The organism is Rhizobium sp. AAP116 (assembly GCF_001295785.1).
Lineage (GTDB): Bacteria > Pseudomonadota > Alphaproteobacteria > Rhizobiales > Rhizobiaceae > Allorhizobium.
The window spans coordinates 86060-102550 of the sequence record NZ_LJIB01000008.1; the positions used below are offsets into that span (position 1 = coordinate 86060).

Genomic DNA, 16491 nt, shown 5'->3' on the forward strand with positions numbered 1-16491 from the left:
GATGAAAGCAACTCTCCTCGCTCTCACCATTGCGATGTTCACCGCTTGGTCGACCCCGGCGGCGGCCCAGGATCCGCTGACGACACAGCTTGCGGAACGCGAAGGCCTTGAGATCGGCATCTCCACCAGCGAGATCGCCATTACTTCGGATTTTTCTGGCGCCGATCTGACCGTCTTCGGTGCACTCACCAACACCGACCAATTGCTTCTAGCAATCGGGCAGTATGATGTGGTGGTGACGCTGGAAGGACCACGCGACTGGACGACCGTGCGCCGCAAGGAGCGGCTATTCGGGATCTGGGTCAACCGGACGTCGCTGACCTTCGAACAAATGCCAATCTCCTATTCCTTGGCCAGCACCCGGCCTGTGGAGGAGATCGCCGAGGATAACCTCCTGACCTCGCTCGGCATCGGCATCGATCACCTCGCGCTAACGCCCACGGGTTTCATCAGCAATTCCGCAAACCTCAGCGAGTTTCGCGAGGCGTTTCGCAGACTGAAACAGAATGGCGGTCTCTACCAGCGCGACACGGGCGGTGTGCGCTTCGTATCATCGAGCCTTTTTCAGGCGACGCTTCGGCTTCCTGCCAATATCCCGAATGGCGTTCATACGGTGCATGCCTACCTGTTCAAGTCGGGCGAGTTCATCGGGCAACGAGAATTGCCGCTGCGCGTCATCAAGACGGGTCTGGAAGAAGCGATCACTGAAGCCGCTCATCAACAGCCCCTGGCCTACGGCACATTTGCCGTGCTGCTTGCCTTGATCACGGGCTGGGCGGCAAGCCTGATCTTCCGGAAAGACTGACGGGATCAGCCGAGCAGATTGCCGTAGCGCACCGAATAGATCCGGTCGCGGCCGAGCAGGTGTGCGATCAGGTCGGTACGGGCGAAGAGACCGGTGAAGGCCTTGTGCCGCAGGTCAAGGCCGCCGGTGGTGACGCCGAAGGATGGCATGACCATGCGCAGGCCATCGGTCGCAAAGCATGGACGGCGGACCGATTTTTCGCGGCGGCGTACGGTGGCTGAGGGATGGAGATGACCTGCCACTTCACCCTTGCCATGGGCAAGCGAAGGTTCGTGGCGGAAGGTGAGGCCGGCGAGCGAAAACTCATCCATGGACACGCCCGGCAAAGCCGTTGTGCCATCCGGATCGTGGTTGCCATTGATCCAAACGATCTCACGTCCGGCGACCAGACCATGGATCATCTCGCGAAACACCAGCGGCATCATGGCCGAGCCGACACGGTCATGGAAGTTATCGCCGAGGCTGATGATCGTCGCGGGCTGGTAGCGGTTCACCACGCTCTCAAGCAGACGAAGCGTTGCCAGCGTGTCATAGGGCGGCAGCAGTTGGCCGCGCCTTGCGAAGGCGGCGCCTTTTTCAAGATGCAGGTCGGAGACCACGAGGGTTCGGTGGTCGGGCAGATACATGGCACCGGTCAGATCACAGACCGCAGCCACGCCCGAAAGCGCGATCTCGGTCGCCGTCTCCACAGTCTCGATCGGCGCGAGGCGCCTGGCCGTCATACCCGTCATGTCTTCATTCCGCAGCATCAGGCCTCGTCATAGCCGCTCCGCATGATTCACGCCATGGCTTCGGCGATGAGATCTTCCGCCGCCATGGACAGCACATGCTCCTGTGCTTCGCCCGCCACCGGCTCCTTGCCGATTTCCAGCATGACTGGCACGGCGAGTGGCGAGATCTGGGTGAGGCGCTTGTGCAGGATATGCCCCTTGATTCGCTCCAGCATATCGGCAAGCCGGGCGATGTCCAAAAGCCCGGCGGCGGCATCCTGTCGCGTTGCCTGCATGAGGATATGATCGGGCTCGTGACTACGCAGCACGTCGTAGATCAGGTCGGAGGAGACGGTCACCTGCCGACCGGACTTCTCCTTGCCGGGATGACGCTGTTCGATCAGTCCGGCAATGACGGCACAATTGCGGAAGGTGCGTTTCAGCATGAAGCTCTCGTCGAGCCAGGTTTCCAGATCATCGCCCAGCATGTCCTGATCGAAGAGTTCGGCAAGGCTAAGCGCTCCCCGCGCGATCAGTGACCCCATGTCCTCCAAGGCCCAGATCGCCAGCGCATAGTCTGTCGCGACAAAGCCCAGCGGCTTGGCGCGCATGCGCTCCAGCCGGCGGGTGAGCAACATGCCGAGCGTCTGATGCGCGAGCCTGCCCTCGAAGGCATAGATCACCATGTAGAAGCGCTCGCCGCGCGGGAAGGTCTCGATCAGCAGATCGCCGCGCTTGGGGAGAATCGACTTCTCCGCCTGCAGCGACAGCCAGTCTCGCACCTGCTCTGGAAGGCTGGTGCGACGGTACGGATCGTCCAGCATGGCGCGGACCTGCTCGGCCAGATAGGTCGAGAGCGGGAACTTGCCGCCGGCATAGGCCGGGATCTTCGGGTCCATCGAAAAGGCATTGGAGACCAGGCACTCATTGTCCCGGATACCCTCGAAGCGCAGCACCTTGCCGGAAAAGAGGAAGGTGTCGCCCTGGGTCAGCTGTTCGAAGAAATATTCCTCGACCTTGCCAAGCGTCATGCCGCCGCGACCGATCGAGCCGAGATGGTTGCGCTTCACGAGGCGGACATTGAGCATCGGCATTTCGACGATGGTGCCGAGGTTCAGGCGATATTGCTGAGCGACCTGCGGGTTCGAGACGCGCCATAACCCGTCCTTGCGACGGCGGATGCGGGCATAGCGCTCGTAGGTACGCAGTGCATATCCGCCGGTCGCGACAAAATCGACGATGCGGGCGAAGGTCTCGCGCGGCAGGGCGACATAGGGAAGCGCCGTCGTCACCTCGCGGTAAAGCTCATCCTCGTCGAAGGCATCGGCGCAGGCCATGCCGAGCACATGCTGGGCGAGCACGTCGAGCGAGCCCTCCCCCACAGGCGGCGTATCCTGCGCGCCGATATAGTTGGCATCGAGTGCGGCCTGACACTCCATCACCTCAAACCGGTTGGCCGGCACGAGAATGGCGCGGGACGGCTCGTCCATGCGGTGATTGGCACGGCCGATGCGCTGGGCAAGGCGCGATGCGCCCTTCGGCGCGCCGACATGGATGACGAGATCGACATCGCCCCAGTCGATGCCGAGATCGAGCGTCGAGGTGGCAACGACCGCCCGCAGCCGGTTTTCGGCCATGGCGGCCTCCACCTTGCGACGTTGCGAAACGTCGAGCGAGCCGTGATGCAGCGCGATCGGCAGGTTGTCATCATTGACCGTCCAGAGCTCCTGGAAGAGCATCTCGGCCTGGGAGCGCGTGTTGACGAAAAGCAGCGTCGTCTGAAAGTCCTTGAGGACCTTGTAGACCTCGGGGATTGCATAATGCGCCTTGTGACCCGACCAGGGAATGCGCTCATCGGTCTGAAGGATAGTGATATTTGGTCGGGCACCACCCTCGACGGTGATCAGACCGGCCGCCGCCTCGCCCTCTTCCGGCTGGGCGACAAGCCAGCGGCGCAGGTCCATCGGCTGAGCAACGGTCGCAGAAAGGCCGATGGTCTTGAGACCAGGGGCAAGCTTCCTCAACCGCGTTAGGCCCAGCGAGAGCAGATGGCCCCGCTTGGAAGTCACCAGCGAATGCAGCTCGTCGAAGATGACGTAGCGCAGGTCCTTGAAGAAGCGCTCCGCGTCCGAGTGGGAGATGAGCAATGCGACCTGCTCAGGCGTCGTCAGAAGGATATCCGGCGGATTGGTCTTCTGCCGCTGGCGCTTATGAGCCGGGGTATCGCCGGTCCGGTTCTCGATGGTGATCGGGAGCCCCATCTCGGTGACGGGCTTCATCAGGTTGCGTTCGATGTCGACGGCAAGCGCTTTGAGCGGCGAGATGTAGAGCGTGTGGATGCCCGTGAAGGCCTCGCCTGGTTTTTTCCGTCCACGCTCGGTGAGCTCGGTGAGCGACGGCAGGAAGCCGGCAAGCGTCTTGCCCGCACCGGTCGGTGCGATCAGCAGCAAGCTCTCCCCGCCATTCTCGCCGGATCTCGCCCGGGCCAGCAGCTCCAGCTGATGGTCACGCGGCTGCCAGCCCTTTTCGCCGAACCAGCGGAGGAAGGGGGCAGGCAGAAGGGCAAGGGCGGAATCAGTTGTCGTCACCGCCTCAAGGTAGTGGACGGGCGGGGAAAGAGAAGGGGCGAAAAGCGCCTCACCTCAGCGCTATATATCGGTCCGAGCGGTGGTTGATCGCGAGGAAGAGGTTCAACACCACGGCGCCGATGACAGAATAGAGCACCACGGAGGGGCTGACGACGGCAAAGGCCAGCGCCATGACACAGAGGTCGAAGGCAAGCTGCACGAGGCCGGCGCGGATGCCGAAGCGGTCCTGGATGTAAACGGCGAGAATGCCGAGGCCTCCGAGGCTGGCGCGGTGGCGGTAGAGCGCCAGAAGGCCGAAGCCGAGTAGCAGGCCACCGAGGATCGCCGCCCAGATCGGCGCGATGCTCTCTATCACGAGGAAGCGGCTCTCGATTTCGACGATGAAGGAGGTGAGGCCGACGGCGATAAAGGTCTTGATGGTGAAATCGAGGCCGACGCGACGCAGCGAAAGAATGTAGAATGGCAGGTTGAGCAAGAAGAAAAGAAGACCGAAGCTCCAGCCGCTCCAGTAGTGCAGGACGAAGGCGAGGCCAGCCATGCCACCGGTCAGAAGTCCGACCTGGGCGAGGAAGTAAAGGCCAAGGGCCGCAATCAGGCTCCCTGCCACGAGTCCTTGCAGATCCTCTGCCGGAGTGTGGCGGGTGGGGTTCGAATTCCAGATTCCCAGCATGCTCGTCAGTTGCGCCATCACGCTCTCCAGAAAACAACCTCCCGAGTGCAAATCCTACCCGAGAAACTCTGGAAAACAAGGAGGATAGGTCAGCAATCCTGACCCATGATGCAATTCGCAAGAAAGCTGCTCGTCAGGCCTTCCGGCTAGCAAGAAACAGAATGCCGGAGACCGGTTTTCCGCCATCCATGCGAATGGTCGTGCGCGACAGCTTCACGAGGTCGAAGCCGTTTTCATCGAGACGATACCTTACATGCTGTTCGGTGTGGGCATAACGCAGGCTCGGCGCCAGGATAAAGCCGTCGCCCTCGCCCGCGTCTTCGACCGAAAAGGCGAGAAGCGAGCCGGGTTTCAGGAGCTGCGCGGCAAGTGCGAAGGCGTTGGCGAGGTCGCCCAGATACATCAGCACGTCGGCCGCCGAGACGAGGTCGGCTCGGCACTCCGCAAGCCTTTCATCGAAGAGACCGCACGCGATCGGGTCGAGCGATAGATCGGCCTTGGCAAGAAGGTCATAGTGACCCTTCTCCTCGGCTTTTGCGAGCATGTTGACCGAGAGATCGAAACCCTCCAGGCGGGCCACTCTCTCGCGGATCTCGGCACCGAAAAGACCCGTGCCACACCCGAGATCGACGGCCAGATCGAAGCGCCGATCTTCATGCTCGACGATGAGCCGGGCGAGCTTGGCCGGGACCGAATAATCGAGCTTCTCGACAAGTGCAGTATCGAAACGATCGGCATAATCATCGAAAAGCGCCTCTACATAGCGAGAGGGCGGCTGGTCTGGAATATCTTCGGCCCCGAGCAGAGCCAGTTTCAACTGCGCGCCGAACAGATCTTCCGGGTCGAGCTCGAGCAGTCTGCGCAGGGCGGGTATCGCTTTTTCTGCCTGTCCGGCCTTCTCGGCATAGTCCGCAAGACGCAGCAGACCGGCTGGCCAGTCCGGCACCAGTTCCAGGGCCTGCTCCATCAATTCCACTGCTGCCGCATGTTCGCCATTCTCGGCGAGCATGCGGGCATAATCGGCGCGGCGATCGGCGATGACGTCGCCGGACGAGAACTGTGTGGGATGCATCGAAGAGATCCTTGCGCCTGCCAGCATGGGGTGATCCAGCATGGAGCGGGCGCGCGGTCTTGACCGATCACCGGAAAAAACTCAAGTGCTATCGCAAGCACTCGGCTCGCCGGCTTGCACGGCGGGCCGACTGCGCCCATATCAGCGGACGATAACAGGAGACACGCATGGCTGATGGCCTCAATCGATTTCTCGGCGACACGCCGGGCCGCACGATCGTCAAGCTGATCGTCGTTTCGCTCATCGTCGGCTTTGTGATGTCGATCTTCGGGCTTGACCCGATGGACCTGCTCGACGGCATCAGGTTCTTCATCATCGACCTCTGGTACACGGGGTTCGACGCTCTTGGTCGGGTCGGGCAGTATCTGCTGATCGGCGCTACGATCGTCATCCCCGCCTTCATCCTGCTCCGCCTCTTCGCGTCACGGAACTGAAGTCGCCATGCCCGAGCCTGTTCTAAATCGCCGTCGGCTGATCCTGATCTCGGCCGGATTGTTGACGGCAGCGATCGCCGGCTGCCGGTCCACCGACATTCTCAACCCCGATGACGGCCAGGCCCGGGCCGAGACGGACGCCGCGTTGCCGATGGTGAACCGGCTCCGGCAATCGCGTGGCCTCTCCTCCCTCTCCCGCAGTCGCCCCGCGGAAGTGGCGGCCGTGGCCCAGGCCAAGCGCATGGCACGCGCTGGCGAGATGTCGCATCTGATCGGCTTCAACGACAGCTTCGGCGCCCGCATGAAGGGCCACGGGGTGCCGCTGCCGGCGGCCGAAAACATCGCTGCGGGTCAGGATAGCGTCGAACGCGCCGTGCAGGCCTGGATCGATTCCAAGCGGCATCTCGACAACATGACCGGCAGCTTCAACGGGCTCGGCGTCGCCGTCGCCTGGGATTCCGCTTCCGGTAACCGGCCCTATTGGGCCATGGTTCTCTCGGCCTGAGTGATTCCCTCTTCGCTCCGGTCCCCACCGGAGCGATCCATGCATAGCCCATCTTCTTCCGCCACCCGGACCATCGACGTCAATCATCGCAGCGTGCTGGCGATCGCCCTGCCGATGACCCTCGGTTTCGTCACGACGCCACTTCTGGGGCTCACCGATACCGCCGTCGTCGGACGTAGCGGCGACGCGGCCCAACTGGCGGGGCTTGCGATTGCGGCGGCGCTCTTCGATCTGCTCTTCGCCAGTCTGAATTTCCTGCGGGCGTCGACCACGGCACTCGTCGCCCAGGCGCAAGGACGCGGCGAACCATCCGAACTCTTCGCCGTCTTCTGGCGCTCGATCGTCTTGTCGCTTGGTTTCGGATTGCTGATCCTCGCAGTCTCTCCCGTAATCGTCGGCTTTGGCCCTGCGCTGATGGGCGCCGATGGTGGCGTTCAGGCAGCTGCCGCGACCTATATCGGCATCCGCATTTTGGCGGCTCCCGTGACACTCTCGAATTTCACCCTGCTCGGCTTCGTGCTCGGCCGTGGACTGGGCTCCGTCGGGCTTGCGCTGCAGATTTTGCTGAACGGCGTCAACATCGCCATGTCGATCCTGCTTGGTCTGACTTTCGGATATGGGATTGCCGGTGTCGCCTGGGGCACCGTCATCGGCGAGTTCGTCGCCATGATCGCCGGCTTTGCCTTTGTCTTCTGGCGCTATGGCCGCGCCGCAATCCCGCAGGTCTCGATGATCACCGACCGCACCAAGCTGATGGCGCTGTTCCGGCTCAACCGGGACATCCTGATCCGCACCTTCTCGCTGATCACCGCCTTTACCGTCATGACCCGCATCGGGGCCGGTTTCGGCGCCGTGACGCTCGCGGCCAATGCCGTTCTGATGAACTTCTTCATGATCGCCAGCTTCTATCTCGATGGCATGGCAACGGCGGCAGAGCAGATCACGGGCGAAACGATCGGCGCCAAACAGCGGCGCGCCTTCGAGCGCGCGGTGAAGCTGACAGGGTTCTGGTCCTTCGGCCTGGCTCTGGCGAGCCTTGCATTCTTTCTGGTCTTCGGGTCGGCGATCATCGGCTTCATCACGACGGCCGGAGATGTGCGCAGCGTTGCCGAGACCTATCTGGTCTACGCGGCCCTGACCGCGTTGACCGGGGCACTCGCCTTCCACATGGATGGGGTCTTCATCGGCGCAACATGGTCATCCGACATGCGCAACATGATGCTCGTCGCGCTGGCGGGCTATCTCGCCAGCGTCGCAGTGCTGGTTCCGCTGTTTGACAATCACGGGCTCTGGATCGCGCTCAACGTGTTTCTTGGTCTACGCGGTCTGTTGCTGCTTGCGCGGCTGAAACCCAAGACCAATCAGACTTTCACCGAAAGCCAGTGATCGAGCCTCGTGTCGCGCAATTCGCGGATATTGGCGACCGTTTCACGATCTAGCAGGCTCGACAGGCCCCGGACGATCCGTCCTGGCAGAGCCGGTCCTTCATAGACCATGCAGGAATAAAGCTGCACCAAGTCTGCACCCGCGCGGATCTTCTCCAGCGCAGTTTCGGCTGAGGACACGCCGCCTACCCCGATGATCGGCAATGCCGGACCAACGCGCTTCCGCATACGGGCGAGAACGGCGGTCGACTTGTCAAACAGAGGTGCGCCAGAGAGGCCGCCGGCTTCCCCTGCCAGAGTCGGGTCGGTCAGACCGTCACGTGACAGCGTGGTGTTGGAAACGATGAGGCCATCGAGATCATGCGCCGCCGCGACCTCGGCGATGTCGTCCATGCCTTCTTCCGTAAGATCAGGGGCGATCTTGAGGAAGACCGGCAGGCGCTTGCCGGCGCGCAAGGCTTCTTCTGAACGCGCCGCGAGCACGGCAGACAGGAGCGCATCGAGGCTCTCCTTGGCCTGCAGATCACGCAGACCCGGGGTGTTCGGCGACGAGATGTTGGCGGTGAAATAGGTCGCGACGGGATAGAAGCGGCGGATGCCGGCGACATAGTCGGCGATCCGGTCCATCGCGTCCTTGTTGGCACCGATGTTCACACCGACGATCCCTGCGCGGTTGCCGCGGGCGATGAGCCGAGCCAGCGCCGCCTCATGCCCATCGTTGTTGAAACCGAGACGGTTGATCACCGCGCGGTCGCGCTCAAGGCGGAAAATGCGCGGCTTCGGATTGCCGGTCTGAGGCTTGGGCGTCAGCGTGCCGACTTCGGCAAAACCGAAACCGAGCGACAGCAGTGCATCCGGCACCTCGGCATTCTTGTCATAGCCTGCGGCCATGCCGAGCGGGTTCGGGAAGTGAATGCCGGCAACCGTCTGGGCCAGACGCGGATCGACAGCCGCCTTGCAGGTCGGGACGTAGCCCGTTTTCAACGCGGCAATCGACAGCCCATGGGCGGTTTCCGCATCGAAGAGGAAAAGGCCACGACGGCCGAGAGAAAAGAGGTCCAGCATCAGCGTTTCTCCTCGACCAAGTCAGGAAAGACGTGCAGTCCGTCAGCACCGAGGGCTAGGGGCTTTTCCCAAAGCACGGCGTCGAGCGGCAAGTCGGCGTAAAGATGCGGGAAGAGATCTCCGCCGCGCGAGGCCTCCCATTTCAGGGCCTCACCGAAGACGGCTGCATCGACCGCGACAAGCAGCAGATCGGACTGGCCGGCAAAATGCAGACGCGCGGTCTCCACCGCCTGGGCTCCTGTCGAGAAATGGATGTAGCCGTCCCTGAGATCGATGGGCGCGCCTTTGAAAATGCCAGCGCCGCGCGCCTCCTGCCATAATTCTCGCGGCACGATCTTGTATATGGTCTTTTCCAAGGTCCGGTCTCTCGCAGATCATCAGGGTCGAGGCGGGTTTGCCGCAAACGCGGCCAAATGTCCACGCCTGGAGATACGGACGACAGGAGGAGGAACAAGATGTTCATCGCCAAGACATTGCTCACACTGGCGGCGCTCTCGCTCGGCGTTCCCGTCGCCATGGCTCAGGATGCCGCCACCGACCGTTACACGCTGGAGAAATCGGAAAGCGGCTTCGTACGGCTCGATCGGCAAACGGGGGCGGTCACACTCTGCACCGAAGCCGATGGCACACTCACCTGCCGGATGGCGGCCGACGAACGTGCCGCTTACGATGCAGATCTCGCGCGGCTGGAAAAGCGGATCGAAGCTCTGGAAAAACGCGTGGCCGAAGGTACGGCTGCCAAAAGCGGCGAGCTCCCGAGCGACGCGGAGATTGACCGCTCGATCGGCATCATGGAGCGCTTCATGCGGACTTTCTTCGGACTGGTACAGGAATTTCAGGGACAGGAGCAGGATGGATCGGGAGACCCCGTTCCGGACAGAACCTGACCACAAACAAGCCTCGTTCACCCATTCGTTGCACGACCATTGTCTAGTGCGTCGTCAAGCGCTAAAAGAATGAGACGCATTCGCGCGCAAAATGACATCGCTCTTGGGAGGGGGCTGTGACATGGCTGCATCGACCTTCATCATCGCCGACGACCATCCGCTGTTCCGGGGCGCCCTGCGCCAGGCCGTGACCGGCATAGACGGCACGCAAACCATCATCGAGGCCGGCGACTTCGAAGCTGCCCGCAAGGCGGCCGCCGAGCATTCGGATGCGGACCTCATGCTGCTCGATCTCGCCATGCCCGGCGTCTCCGGTTTTTCCGGTCTGATGGCGCTGCGTGCCGAATTCGCGAGCCTGCCGCTGGTCATCGTCTCTGCCACCGACGATCCCGTCACCATACGCCGGGCCCTCGAGCTCGGGGCCTCCGGCTTCATTTCGAAGTCAGCGGGGATCGACGAGATCCGCGCGTCGATCCAGTCGGTCCTGGAAGGTGATATCGCCACGCCTGCAAGCTACCAGGGCGGGCAGGAGACGGATCCTGACGTGGCCGATCTGATCAACCGGCTGCGCACGCTTACGCCGCAGCAAAGCCGTGTGCTCGGCATGCTCGGCGAAGGGCTGCTCAACAAGCAGATCGCCTATGAACTCGGCGTGTCGGAAGCAACGATCAAGGCGCATGTCTCGGCGATCCTCTTGAAGCTCAAGGTGGACAGCCGCACCCAGGCCGTGATCCAGCTTGGCAAGATCAACATGGCCATGGTCGCCTGAGACAGGCGAGAGGATTTTATTCCTTTTTGCTTTACTATCGGCCTTTGCTGATCTATTGTTTTCGCCATTGCCGGACCGGGGATCCGAAGTGTTCCGGCGCTGAAGAGGCGCGAACATGCTTTCGCATGACAGCATATGGGCCGCGATCGATCGGCTGGCGGAGCAGCATTCGCTGACGCCTTCAGGTCTTGCGCGCCGTGCTGGGCTCGACCCCACCTCCTTCAACAAGTCCAAGCGTGTCGGTGCTGATGGCCGGATGCGCTGGCCCTCGACCGAATCCATCGCCAAGGTGCTGGAAGCGACCGGCGCCAGTCTTGACCAGTTCATGCGCTATGTCTCGCCAGACGCCTTGCGCGGCAGCCCGCTGCCGCAGGGGACATTTCCGCCGCAGGCAAGCTCGATCCCCCTGCTCGGCATGGCCCAGGCAGGTGCCGGCGGATTTTTCGACGATGGCGGCTTCCCTGCCGGCCAGGGCTGGGATCTCGTCGAGTTCCCGGCGGCGCCCGGCCGCAACAACGGCGTCTACGCGCTGGAGGTCCAGGGCGAGAGCATGAAGCCGCTCTACCGCGACGGCGACATCCTGATCGTCGAGCCGGGTGCGCAAGTCCGCCGCGGTGACCGCGTCGTGGTGAAGACCCGCGAGGGCGAAGTCATGGCGAAGATCCTCGCACGGCAGAGCGCAAAATCGATCGAGCTGCAATCCCTCAATCCGGATCACCCTCCGCGCATGCTGGACATGGGCGATGTCGAATGGGTGGCGCGGATCATCTGGGCGAGCCAATAGGAAAACGCGCCTATGCGACGGATCAGCACCTTCATCGCCGGCGCGATCGGGCTCCTCCTGTGGGCCTATCTCGTCATGGCGGCCGGAGCGACGCTCCGCGAAGATCCTGTCGATTACAATATCGAGGATTTGGACGTGCCGGATCCGTCGGAGCTCGACCTGCCCGATGTCGGCTTCCTTCAGGATGACACGACCGGACAACCGACAGTGATGGAAGCCAGACGGCAGGTGCGCAGCATCGAACCGGATGCCTTCGGATCGCCGGCCTTTGCCGACGCGCAAGACCTCGAACGGGTTGCGGCGCGCGCACCGTTGTCCAACGCCGCCGAGCGCACCAAACCGAAAGTGGTTCTGCTGCATCGGCCGTCGAGCCTCGCTGCCGGGGTCGTCGCCTTCGGACCGGATCAGCGCGTACGCCTGGCTGATCTGATCGAGACGCCTGTGGACCGCAGCTGCACCACGGCGGAGGGCGACGTCTGGCCCTGTGGCGCCATGGCACGCACGCAGCAACGCCAGTTCCTGCGAAACCGGTCGCTCACCTGTGAAACAACCGCAACAGCATGGCAGGGCGAGATCCGCACACGATGCTGGGTGGGCGTCCAGGATGTTTCGTCCTGGCTTGCAAAATACGGATGGGCAGAGGCGGAGGCGGGCTCCGCACTTGCCGACCTGACCGAGGAAGCCCGTGCCGCAAGACGCGGGCTTTTTGGTGAGCCCGCACAACGGGCCGGCGCGCTCCCTTGAAACGCCTGGCCGCCCCTCCTACTCTTTGCCCACATCAACTGGAAAGCCTCATACATGAACAAGCCCGTATCCCCGGAAGAAGCCCTGATCTTCGTCATGGTCATGGCGTCTGCCGTCGACAATGCCATGGCCGAGAAGGAACTCGTGCGCATTGGCCAGCTGATCGATATTCTTCCGGTCTTCGAGAATTTCGACAAGGAGCGCCTGATCGAGGTATCACAGCGCTGCGCGGGCCTGCTTTCCGGGCCTGAGGGTCTGGACATCGCGCTCGAAACCATTCGCGACGCCCTGCCGGAGTGGCTGCATGAGACCGCCTATGCGCTGGCTGTGGAAATCGTTGCCGTCGACCTGACCCTTCGCGCCGAGGAAATGCGCCTGCTGCAGCTGCTGCGGGATCGCCTTGCGCTGGACAAGCTCACCTGCGCCGCTCTGGAGCGCAGCGCATCGGCCCGCTATCGCCAGATCTGATCGCCTCAGAAAAGCCCGACCGGGAAATAGCGCAGATAGATTTCTTCCAGCCGCCCGTCCTTCGACAGCGCAGCAAGGGCGCTGTCAAGCGCGGCGGAAAGGGCTGTGTCCTGTCCGCCGACCATGAGGGTCATGCCTTCGCCGAGATGGCGCTCCGACAAAAAGGGGCCATCGAGAAAGCCGCAGCAGCCAGCGGCTTCAGGGCTCATCATCCAGAAGGAGAGTTGCAGGGCATCAGCGAAGACAGCCTCGACCTGGCTTCCCTTCAGCCCGGCCATGAGCGCTCCCTGGTCCTCGAAGGTCGTCGGTGTGATGCCGGGAAAGAAAGCCTTCAACATGGCTTCGTGCGCTGTATCCTTGACGACGCCAACCTTGCGGCCGGAGAGAGCCTGGGCATCCTGACGAGCAAGGACAACGTCGTTTCGCCTGAGGAAACGCGCAGGCAACAGAAGATAGGGTCGCGTGAAATTGAACCTTTCGCGCATTTCCTCCGTCACCGCGATGCCCGCCATCACCGCTTCCCCCTGCCCGCTTTCCAGCGCCGAGGTCAACTGTTCATAAGGCAGAGCCTGGATCTGGCAGCGGGTCTGAAGACTGAGCTCGTCACAGAGCGCGCGCGCAAGATCGACATGGAAGCCCGTCAGCCGGCCGCTCTGGTCGATGAAGTTGAAAGGCGGAAAATCCGTGGTGGTCAGGAAACGCAGCCGAAGCACGCTGCTGACATCCGGCCGCACCAGCCGTTCGCGTGCGTCGAAGAGGACAGGAAGATCGGTTTCCTGAGCCCGCACAGGCGGCGCGGACAGTAGCGCGACGAGAAGAATCGCGGTGACCCAGGGCCACAACCCCACAAAATCTAGGGATGTAACTTTTGCGCGCATCTCTATCATCTTCAACCGTGGTCAGGGTGGGGCGTCGTTCAGACCGGATGACGTGTAGCAGCTTGGTGTGGACGAGGGAATATGGCCCGCGGATGGTCGCCGCGCGCCCAGGATCAACGCGGGGGCAAGAGCAGCGGAGCGCGGTAAGCGCAGCCGATATGGAGAGTCTGAGCCGGCTGAAATGCGAAGCCCGATTGCTGCACGTGCTCGGCATTTCCAAACCGATGATTGCCCGGATGGCGAAGCGCGCCGCTGTCAACGGGACCTCTGTCGAGGCCGAACTGCTCGCCAGCGGCACCATCGAGGAAGAGGCCTATTTTGCGGGTCTGGCGCGGATGTATGGCCTGCCCTTCCTGCCGGAGATCGACCCTTCGCTGCTTGTGGACCATGCTTACAGCGACACCCAGCTCGCGGAGCCGCGTATGCTGCGGCTGCACTATAGCGACCGGCCGCCGATCGTGGCGATTGCCCCACACATTCTCAACATGGAGGGCCTCGCAAAACGCTTCGGTCGGAACGGACCGGGCGCCGGCACCCTGGTCGTGACGACGCCGACTGCCATCCGGCGTGCCAGCTGGAAGGTGGGGGAAAACAGACGCGTAGGCCAGGCCGTGCGCGGTCTGTTCGATACGCTCCAGCCTCTTTCGGCGCGGCTCGTGGTGACCGGTGACCAAGGCTTCGTGGCCGGGGCCGGGCTCTGTCTGATCTGTCTTTTTTCGATCATGGCGCCGATGCTCGCCGCCGTCATCAGTCACCTCACACTTTCGCTCTTTCATACGGCTGCTCTCCTGCTGCGCATGGCCGCCGTCTCGCATGGGCGACGCCCCCGGGTCTGCGAAGCAAAGCTCGAGCATGGCAGCGATGTTCTGCCTGTCTACACCGTCATGGTGGCGCTTTATCGGGAGGCCGATGTCGTGCCGCAACTACTCGCAGCCCTCGACGAGCTCGAATGGCCGCGCAGTCTCCTGGACGTCAAGCTGGTCTGCGAGGCCGATGATCACGAGACGATCGAGGCGATCCGTCGATCCAATCCCGGCCCTCATGTCGAGGTGGTGGCCGTGCCGGCCATGGCGCCGCGCACCAAGCCCAAGGCACTCACCTATGCTCTGGCCGGCGCACGCGGGGAGTTCCTCACCATCTACGATGCCGAGGATCGGCCACATCCGCAGCAGTTGAGGGAAGCCTATCACGCCTTCCGGCTCGGTCCGCCGGATCTCGCCTGCCTGCAGGCGCCGCTCGTGATCGGCAATGCCGGCGAAAGCTGGATCAGCGCCATTTTCGCGCTCGAATATTCGGCGCTGTTCCGCAGACTACTGCCAGCCCTCGGCTACTACCGCATGCCACTGCCACTCGGCGGCACCTCCAACCATTTCAAGACCGCCCTCCTCAGAGCCAGCGGCGGCTGGGATCCCTACAATGTCACCGAAGATGCAGATCTCGGCATGCGTCTCTACAGAATGGGGTATCGATCATCGACCCTGACGCTGCCAACCTACGAGGATGCGCCGACCGATTTCCGGATCTGGCTTGCGCAGCGGACCCGCTGGTACAAGGGATGGCTGCAGACCTGGCTGGTGCTGATGCGCCAGCCCTTGCGAACCGCGCGCGACATGGGATTTCTGTCCTTTCTCGTCTTTCAGCTCCTGGTCGGCGGCATGCTGATTGCAGCGCTCAGCCATCCCGGCCTGATCGTCTTCCTGACGCTGCTTGCGGTCTCCCTGATGCAGGTCCCGGTTGCCCAGCCGAGCCTCTTCACGACGATCTTGCTCGCCATGGACATATTCAACATCCTCGGAAGCTACGCGATCTTCTTCGTGCTCGGCGCGACCCCGATGAGCAAGGGCGAGAAGGAGGGCGTCGGCTGGAAATGGGCAATGATCCCGGTCTACTGGATGGCCGTGTCGCTGGCGGCCTGGAAGGCCGTGATCGAACTCAGGCTGAAGCCTTTTCACTGGAACAAGACACCGCATCGCCCCAGTCGAGCCATTTTGCCGGCGTCCGAGTGATTGCTCGGACGCCATCGGCACCATAGTGTTGAAGCAACAAATCCGATCGGGAGACGACGAACATGGTGACACTGCTCGGCATTTCGGGAAGCCTGCGCAAGGGCTCGCTCAACACGGCTCTGATGCAAGCTGCCGCAGCCTTGCCGGCAGACGGTTACCGGATGGATACAGCCGGCATTCACGGCATACCGCTTTATGACGGTGACCTCGAGGACGCCGAGGGCATCCCGGCTGCTGTCACCGCGCTCAAGCAAAAGATCATCGCCGCCGGCGGCGTGATCCTGTTTACGCCCGAATACAACAACGGCATCCCCGGCGCCTTCAAGAATGCCATCGACTGGCTCTCGCGCCCGTCGTCCGACATGGCTCGAGTCTTCGGCAACAAGCCCTTCGCCCTCGTCGGCGCGTCGCCTGTCAATTTCGGCACGCTGCTCAGCCAGAATGCCTGGCTCCCGGTGCTGCACACGCTCGGCTGCCGGACGTTTTCAGAGAAACGGTTGATGGTATCGCGGGCGCATACGCTGTTTGACGCCGAGGGCAAATTACGGACGAAGCGACCGCCAAGCGGCTCGGCGACCTGCTAGCAGCGTTTACGCGGTTTGCGGGGAATTAGCGAGAAGAGACTGGAGCGGGTGAAGGGAATCGAACCCTCGTATTCAGCTTGGGAAGCTGCTGCTCTACCATTGAGCTACACCCGCGCGCGGTCTGACGAATCCAACAG

The 16491-nt window shown here is 62.5% G+C and carries 18 protein-coding genes and 1 tRNA gene; 11 read left to right on the top strand and 8 right to left on the bottom strand.

Annotated features, from left to right (window positions below):
• The first annotated feature begins 1 nt into the window (after window position 1).
• Window positions 2–805 (top strand): TIGR02186 family protein, encoded by an 804-nt coding sequence (locus IP85_RS07480; RefSeq protein ID WP_082347621.1) that lies wholly within the window; start codon window positions 2–4, stop codon window positions 803–805.
• Between the two features lie 5 nt (window positions 806–810).
• Here IP85_RS07480 and pdeM read toward each other — a convergent pair whose 3' ends face one another.
• From pdeM to IP85_RS07500, 4 genes are all read right to left on the bottom strand, one after another.
• Window positions 811–1527: a ligase-associated DNA damage response endonuclease PdeM gene (gene pdeM / locus IP85_RS07485; protein WP_054149165.1), complete on the bottom strand. Its 717-nt coding sequence runs from the start codon at window positions 1525–1527 to the stop codon at window positions 811–813.
• Between the two features lie 56 nt (window positions 1528–1583).
• Window positions 1584–4103, bottom strand: coding sequence for a ligase-associated DNA damage response DEXH box helicase (locus IP85_RS07490; RefSeq protein WP_054149058.1), 2520 nt, complete (start codon window positions 4101–4103; stop codon window positions 1584–1586).
• A gap of 49 nt (window positions 4104–4152) precedes the next feature.
• A complete protein-coding gene (locus IP85_RS07495; RefSeq protein WP_054149059.1) occupies window positions 4153–4791 on the bottom strand; it encodes a YitT family protein in 639 nt (212 codons plus the stop codon).
• A 115-nt stretch (window positions 4792–4906) separates the two neighbouring features.
• Window positions 4907–5845, bottom strand: a complete 939-nt coding sequence (locus IP85_RS07500) for a methyltransferase domain-containing protein (protein WP_054149166.1) — start codon at window positions 5843–5845, stop codon at window positions 4907–4909.
• A 167-nt stretch (window positions 5846–6012) separates the two neighbouring features.
• Between IP85_RS07500 and IP85_RS07505 the strand changes: the two genes are divergently transcribed.
• Genes IP85_RS07505 through IP85_RS07515 form a run of 3 tightly spaced genes read left to right on the top strand, consistent with a single transcriptional unit; the run spans window position 6013 to window position 8170 of the window.
• A complete protein-coding gene (locus IP85_RS07505; protein ID WP_006727939.1) occupies window positions 6013–6279 on the top strand; it encodes a DUF6460 domain-containing protein in 267 nt (88 codons plus the stop codon).
• A gap of 7 nt (window positions 6280–6286) precedes the next feature.
• On the top strand, window positions 6287–6784 hold the full coding sequence (locus IP85_RS07510; protein WP_054149060.1) for a CAP domain-containing protein: 498 nt from the start codon (window positions 6287–6289) through the stop codon (window positions 6782–6784).
• Between the two features lie 39 nt (window positions 6785–6823).
• Window positions 6824–8170: an MATE family efflux transporter gene (locus IP85_RS07515; protein WP_054149061.1), complete on the top strand. Its 1347-nt coding sequence runs from the start codon at window positions 6824–6826 to the stop codon at window positions 8168–8170.
• On the opposite strand, the gene IP85_RS07520 is transcribed toward IP85_RS07515, so the two are convergent.
• Window positions 8146–9234 (bottom strand): quinone-dependent dihydroorotate dehydrogenase, encoded by a 1089-nt coding sequence (locus IP85_RS07520; RefSeq protein ID WP_054149062.1) that lies wholly within the window; start codon window positions 9232–9234, stop codon window positions 8146–8148. The genes IP85_RS07515 and IP85_RS07520 overlap by 25 nt on opposite strands.
• Window positions 9234–9590 (bottom strand): DUF952 domain-containing protein, encoded by a 357-nt coding sequence (locus IP85_RS07525; protein WP_054149063.1) that lies wholly within the window; start codon window positions 9588–9590, stop codon window positions 9234–9236. The genes IP85_RS07520 and IP85_RS07525 overlap by 1 nt, the downstream gene beginning before the upstream one ends.
• A 99-nt stretch (window positions 9591–9689) precedes the next feature.
• Between IP85_RS07525 and IP85_RS07530 the strand changes: the two genes are divergently transcribed.
• From IP85_RS07530 to IP85_RS07550, 5 genes are all read left to right on the top strand, one after another.
• Complete coding sequence (locus tag IP85_RS07530; protein ID WP_054149064.1) at window positions 9690–10121, top strand: hypothetical protein; 432 nt, start codon at window positions 9690–9692, stop codon at window positions 10119–10121.
• A gap of 121 nt (window positions 10122–10242) precedes the next feature.
• A complete protein-coding gene (locus tag IP85_RS07535) occupies window positions 10243–10890 on the top strand; it encodes a response regulator transcription factor (RefSeq protein ID WP_054149065.1) in 648 nt (215 codons plus the stop codon).
• 115 nt (window positions 10891–11005) lie between these two features.
• On the top strand, window positions 11006–11674 hold the full coding sequence (locus IP85_RS07540) for a helix-turn-helix transcriptional regulator (RefSeq protein ID WP_054149066.1): 669 nt from the start codon (window positions 11006–11008) through the stop codon (window positions 11672–11674).
• Between the two features lie 12 nt (window positions 11675–11686).
• Window positions 11687–12418, top strand: a complete 732-nt coding sequence (locus tag IP85_RS07545; protein WP_054149067.1) for a thermonuclease family protein — start codon at window positions 11687–11689, stop codon at window positions 12416–12418.
• A 54-nt stretch (window positions 12419–12472) separates the two neighbouring features.
• On the top strand, window positions 12473–12886 hold the full coding sequence (locus IP85_RS07550) for a tellurite resistance TerB family protein (protein ID WP_054149068.1): 414 nt from the start codon (window positions 12473–12475) through the stop codon (window positions 12884–12886).
• Window positions 12887–12891: 5 nt separating this feature from the next.
• Here IP85_RS07550 and IP85_RS07555 read toward each other — a convergent pair whose 3' ends face one another.
• Window positions 12892–13764, bottom strand: coding sequence for a transporter substrate-binding domain-containing protein (locus IP85_RS07555; protein WP_054149069.1), 873 nt, complete (start codon window positions 13762–13764; stop codon window positions 12892–12894).
• Window positions 13765–13922: 158 nt separating this feature from the next.
• On the opposite strand from IP85_RS07555, the gene IP85_RS07560 reads away from it, so the two are divergent.
• Window positions 13923–15770, top strand: coding sequence for a glycosyltransferase family 2 protein (locus IP85_RS07560; RefSeq protein WP_054149070.1), 1848 nt, complete (start codon window positions 13923–13925; stop codon window positions 15768–15770).
• Window positions 15771–15832: 62 nt separating this feature from the next.
• Window positions 15833–16354, top strand: coding sequence for an NADPH-dependent FMN reductase (locus IP85_RS07565; RefSeq protein ID WP_245280829.1), 522 nt, complete (start codon window positions 15833–15835; stop codon window positions 16352–16354).
• A gap of 40 nt (window positions 16355–16394) precedes the next feature.
• Here IP85_RS07565 and IP85_RS07570 read toward each other — a convergent pair.
• Window positions 16395–16468: transfer RNA gene (locus IP85_RS07570), tRNA-Gly, on the bottom strand.
• Window positions 16469–16491: the final 23 nt, after the last annotated feature.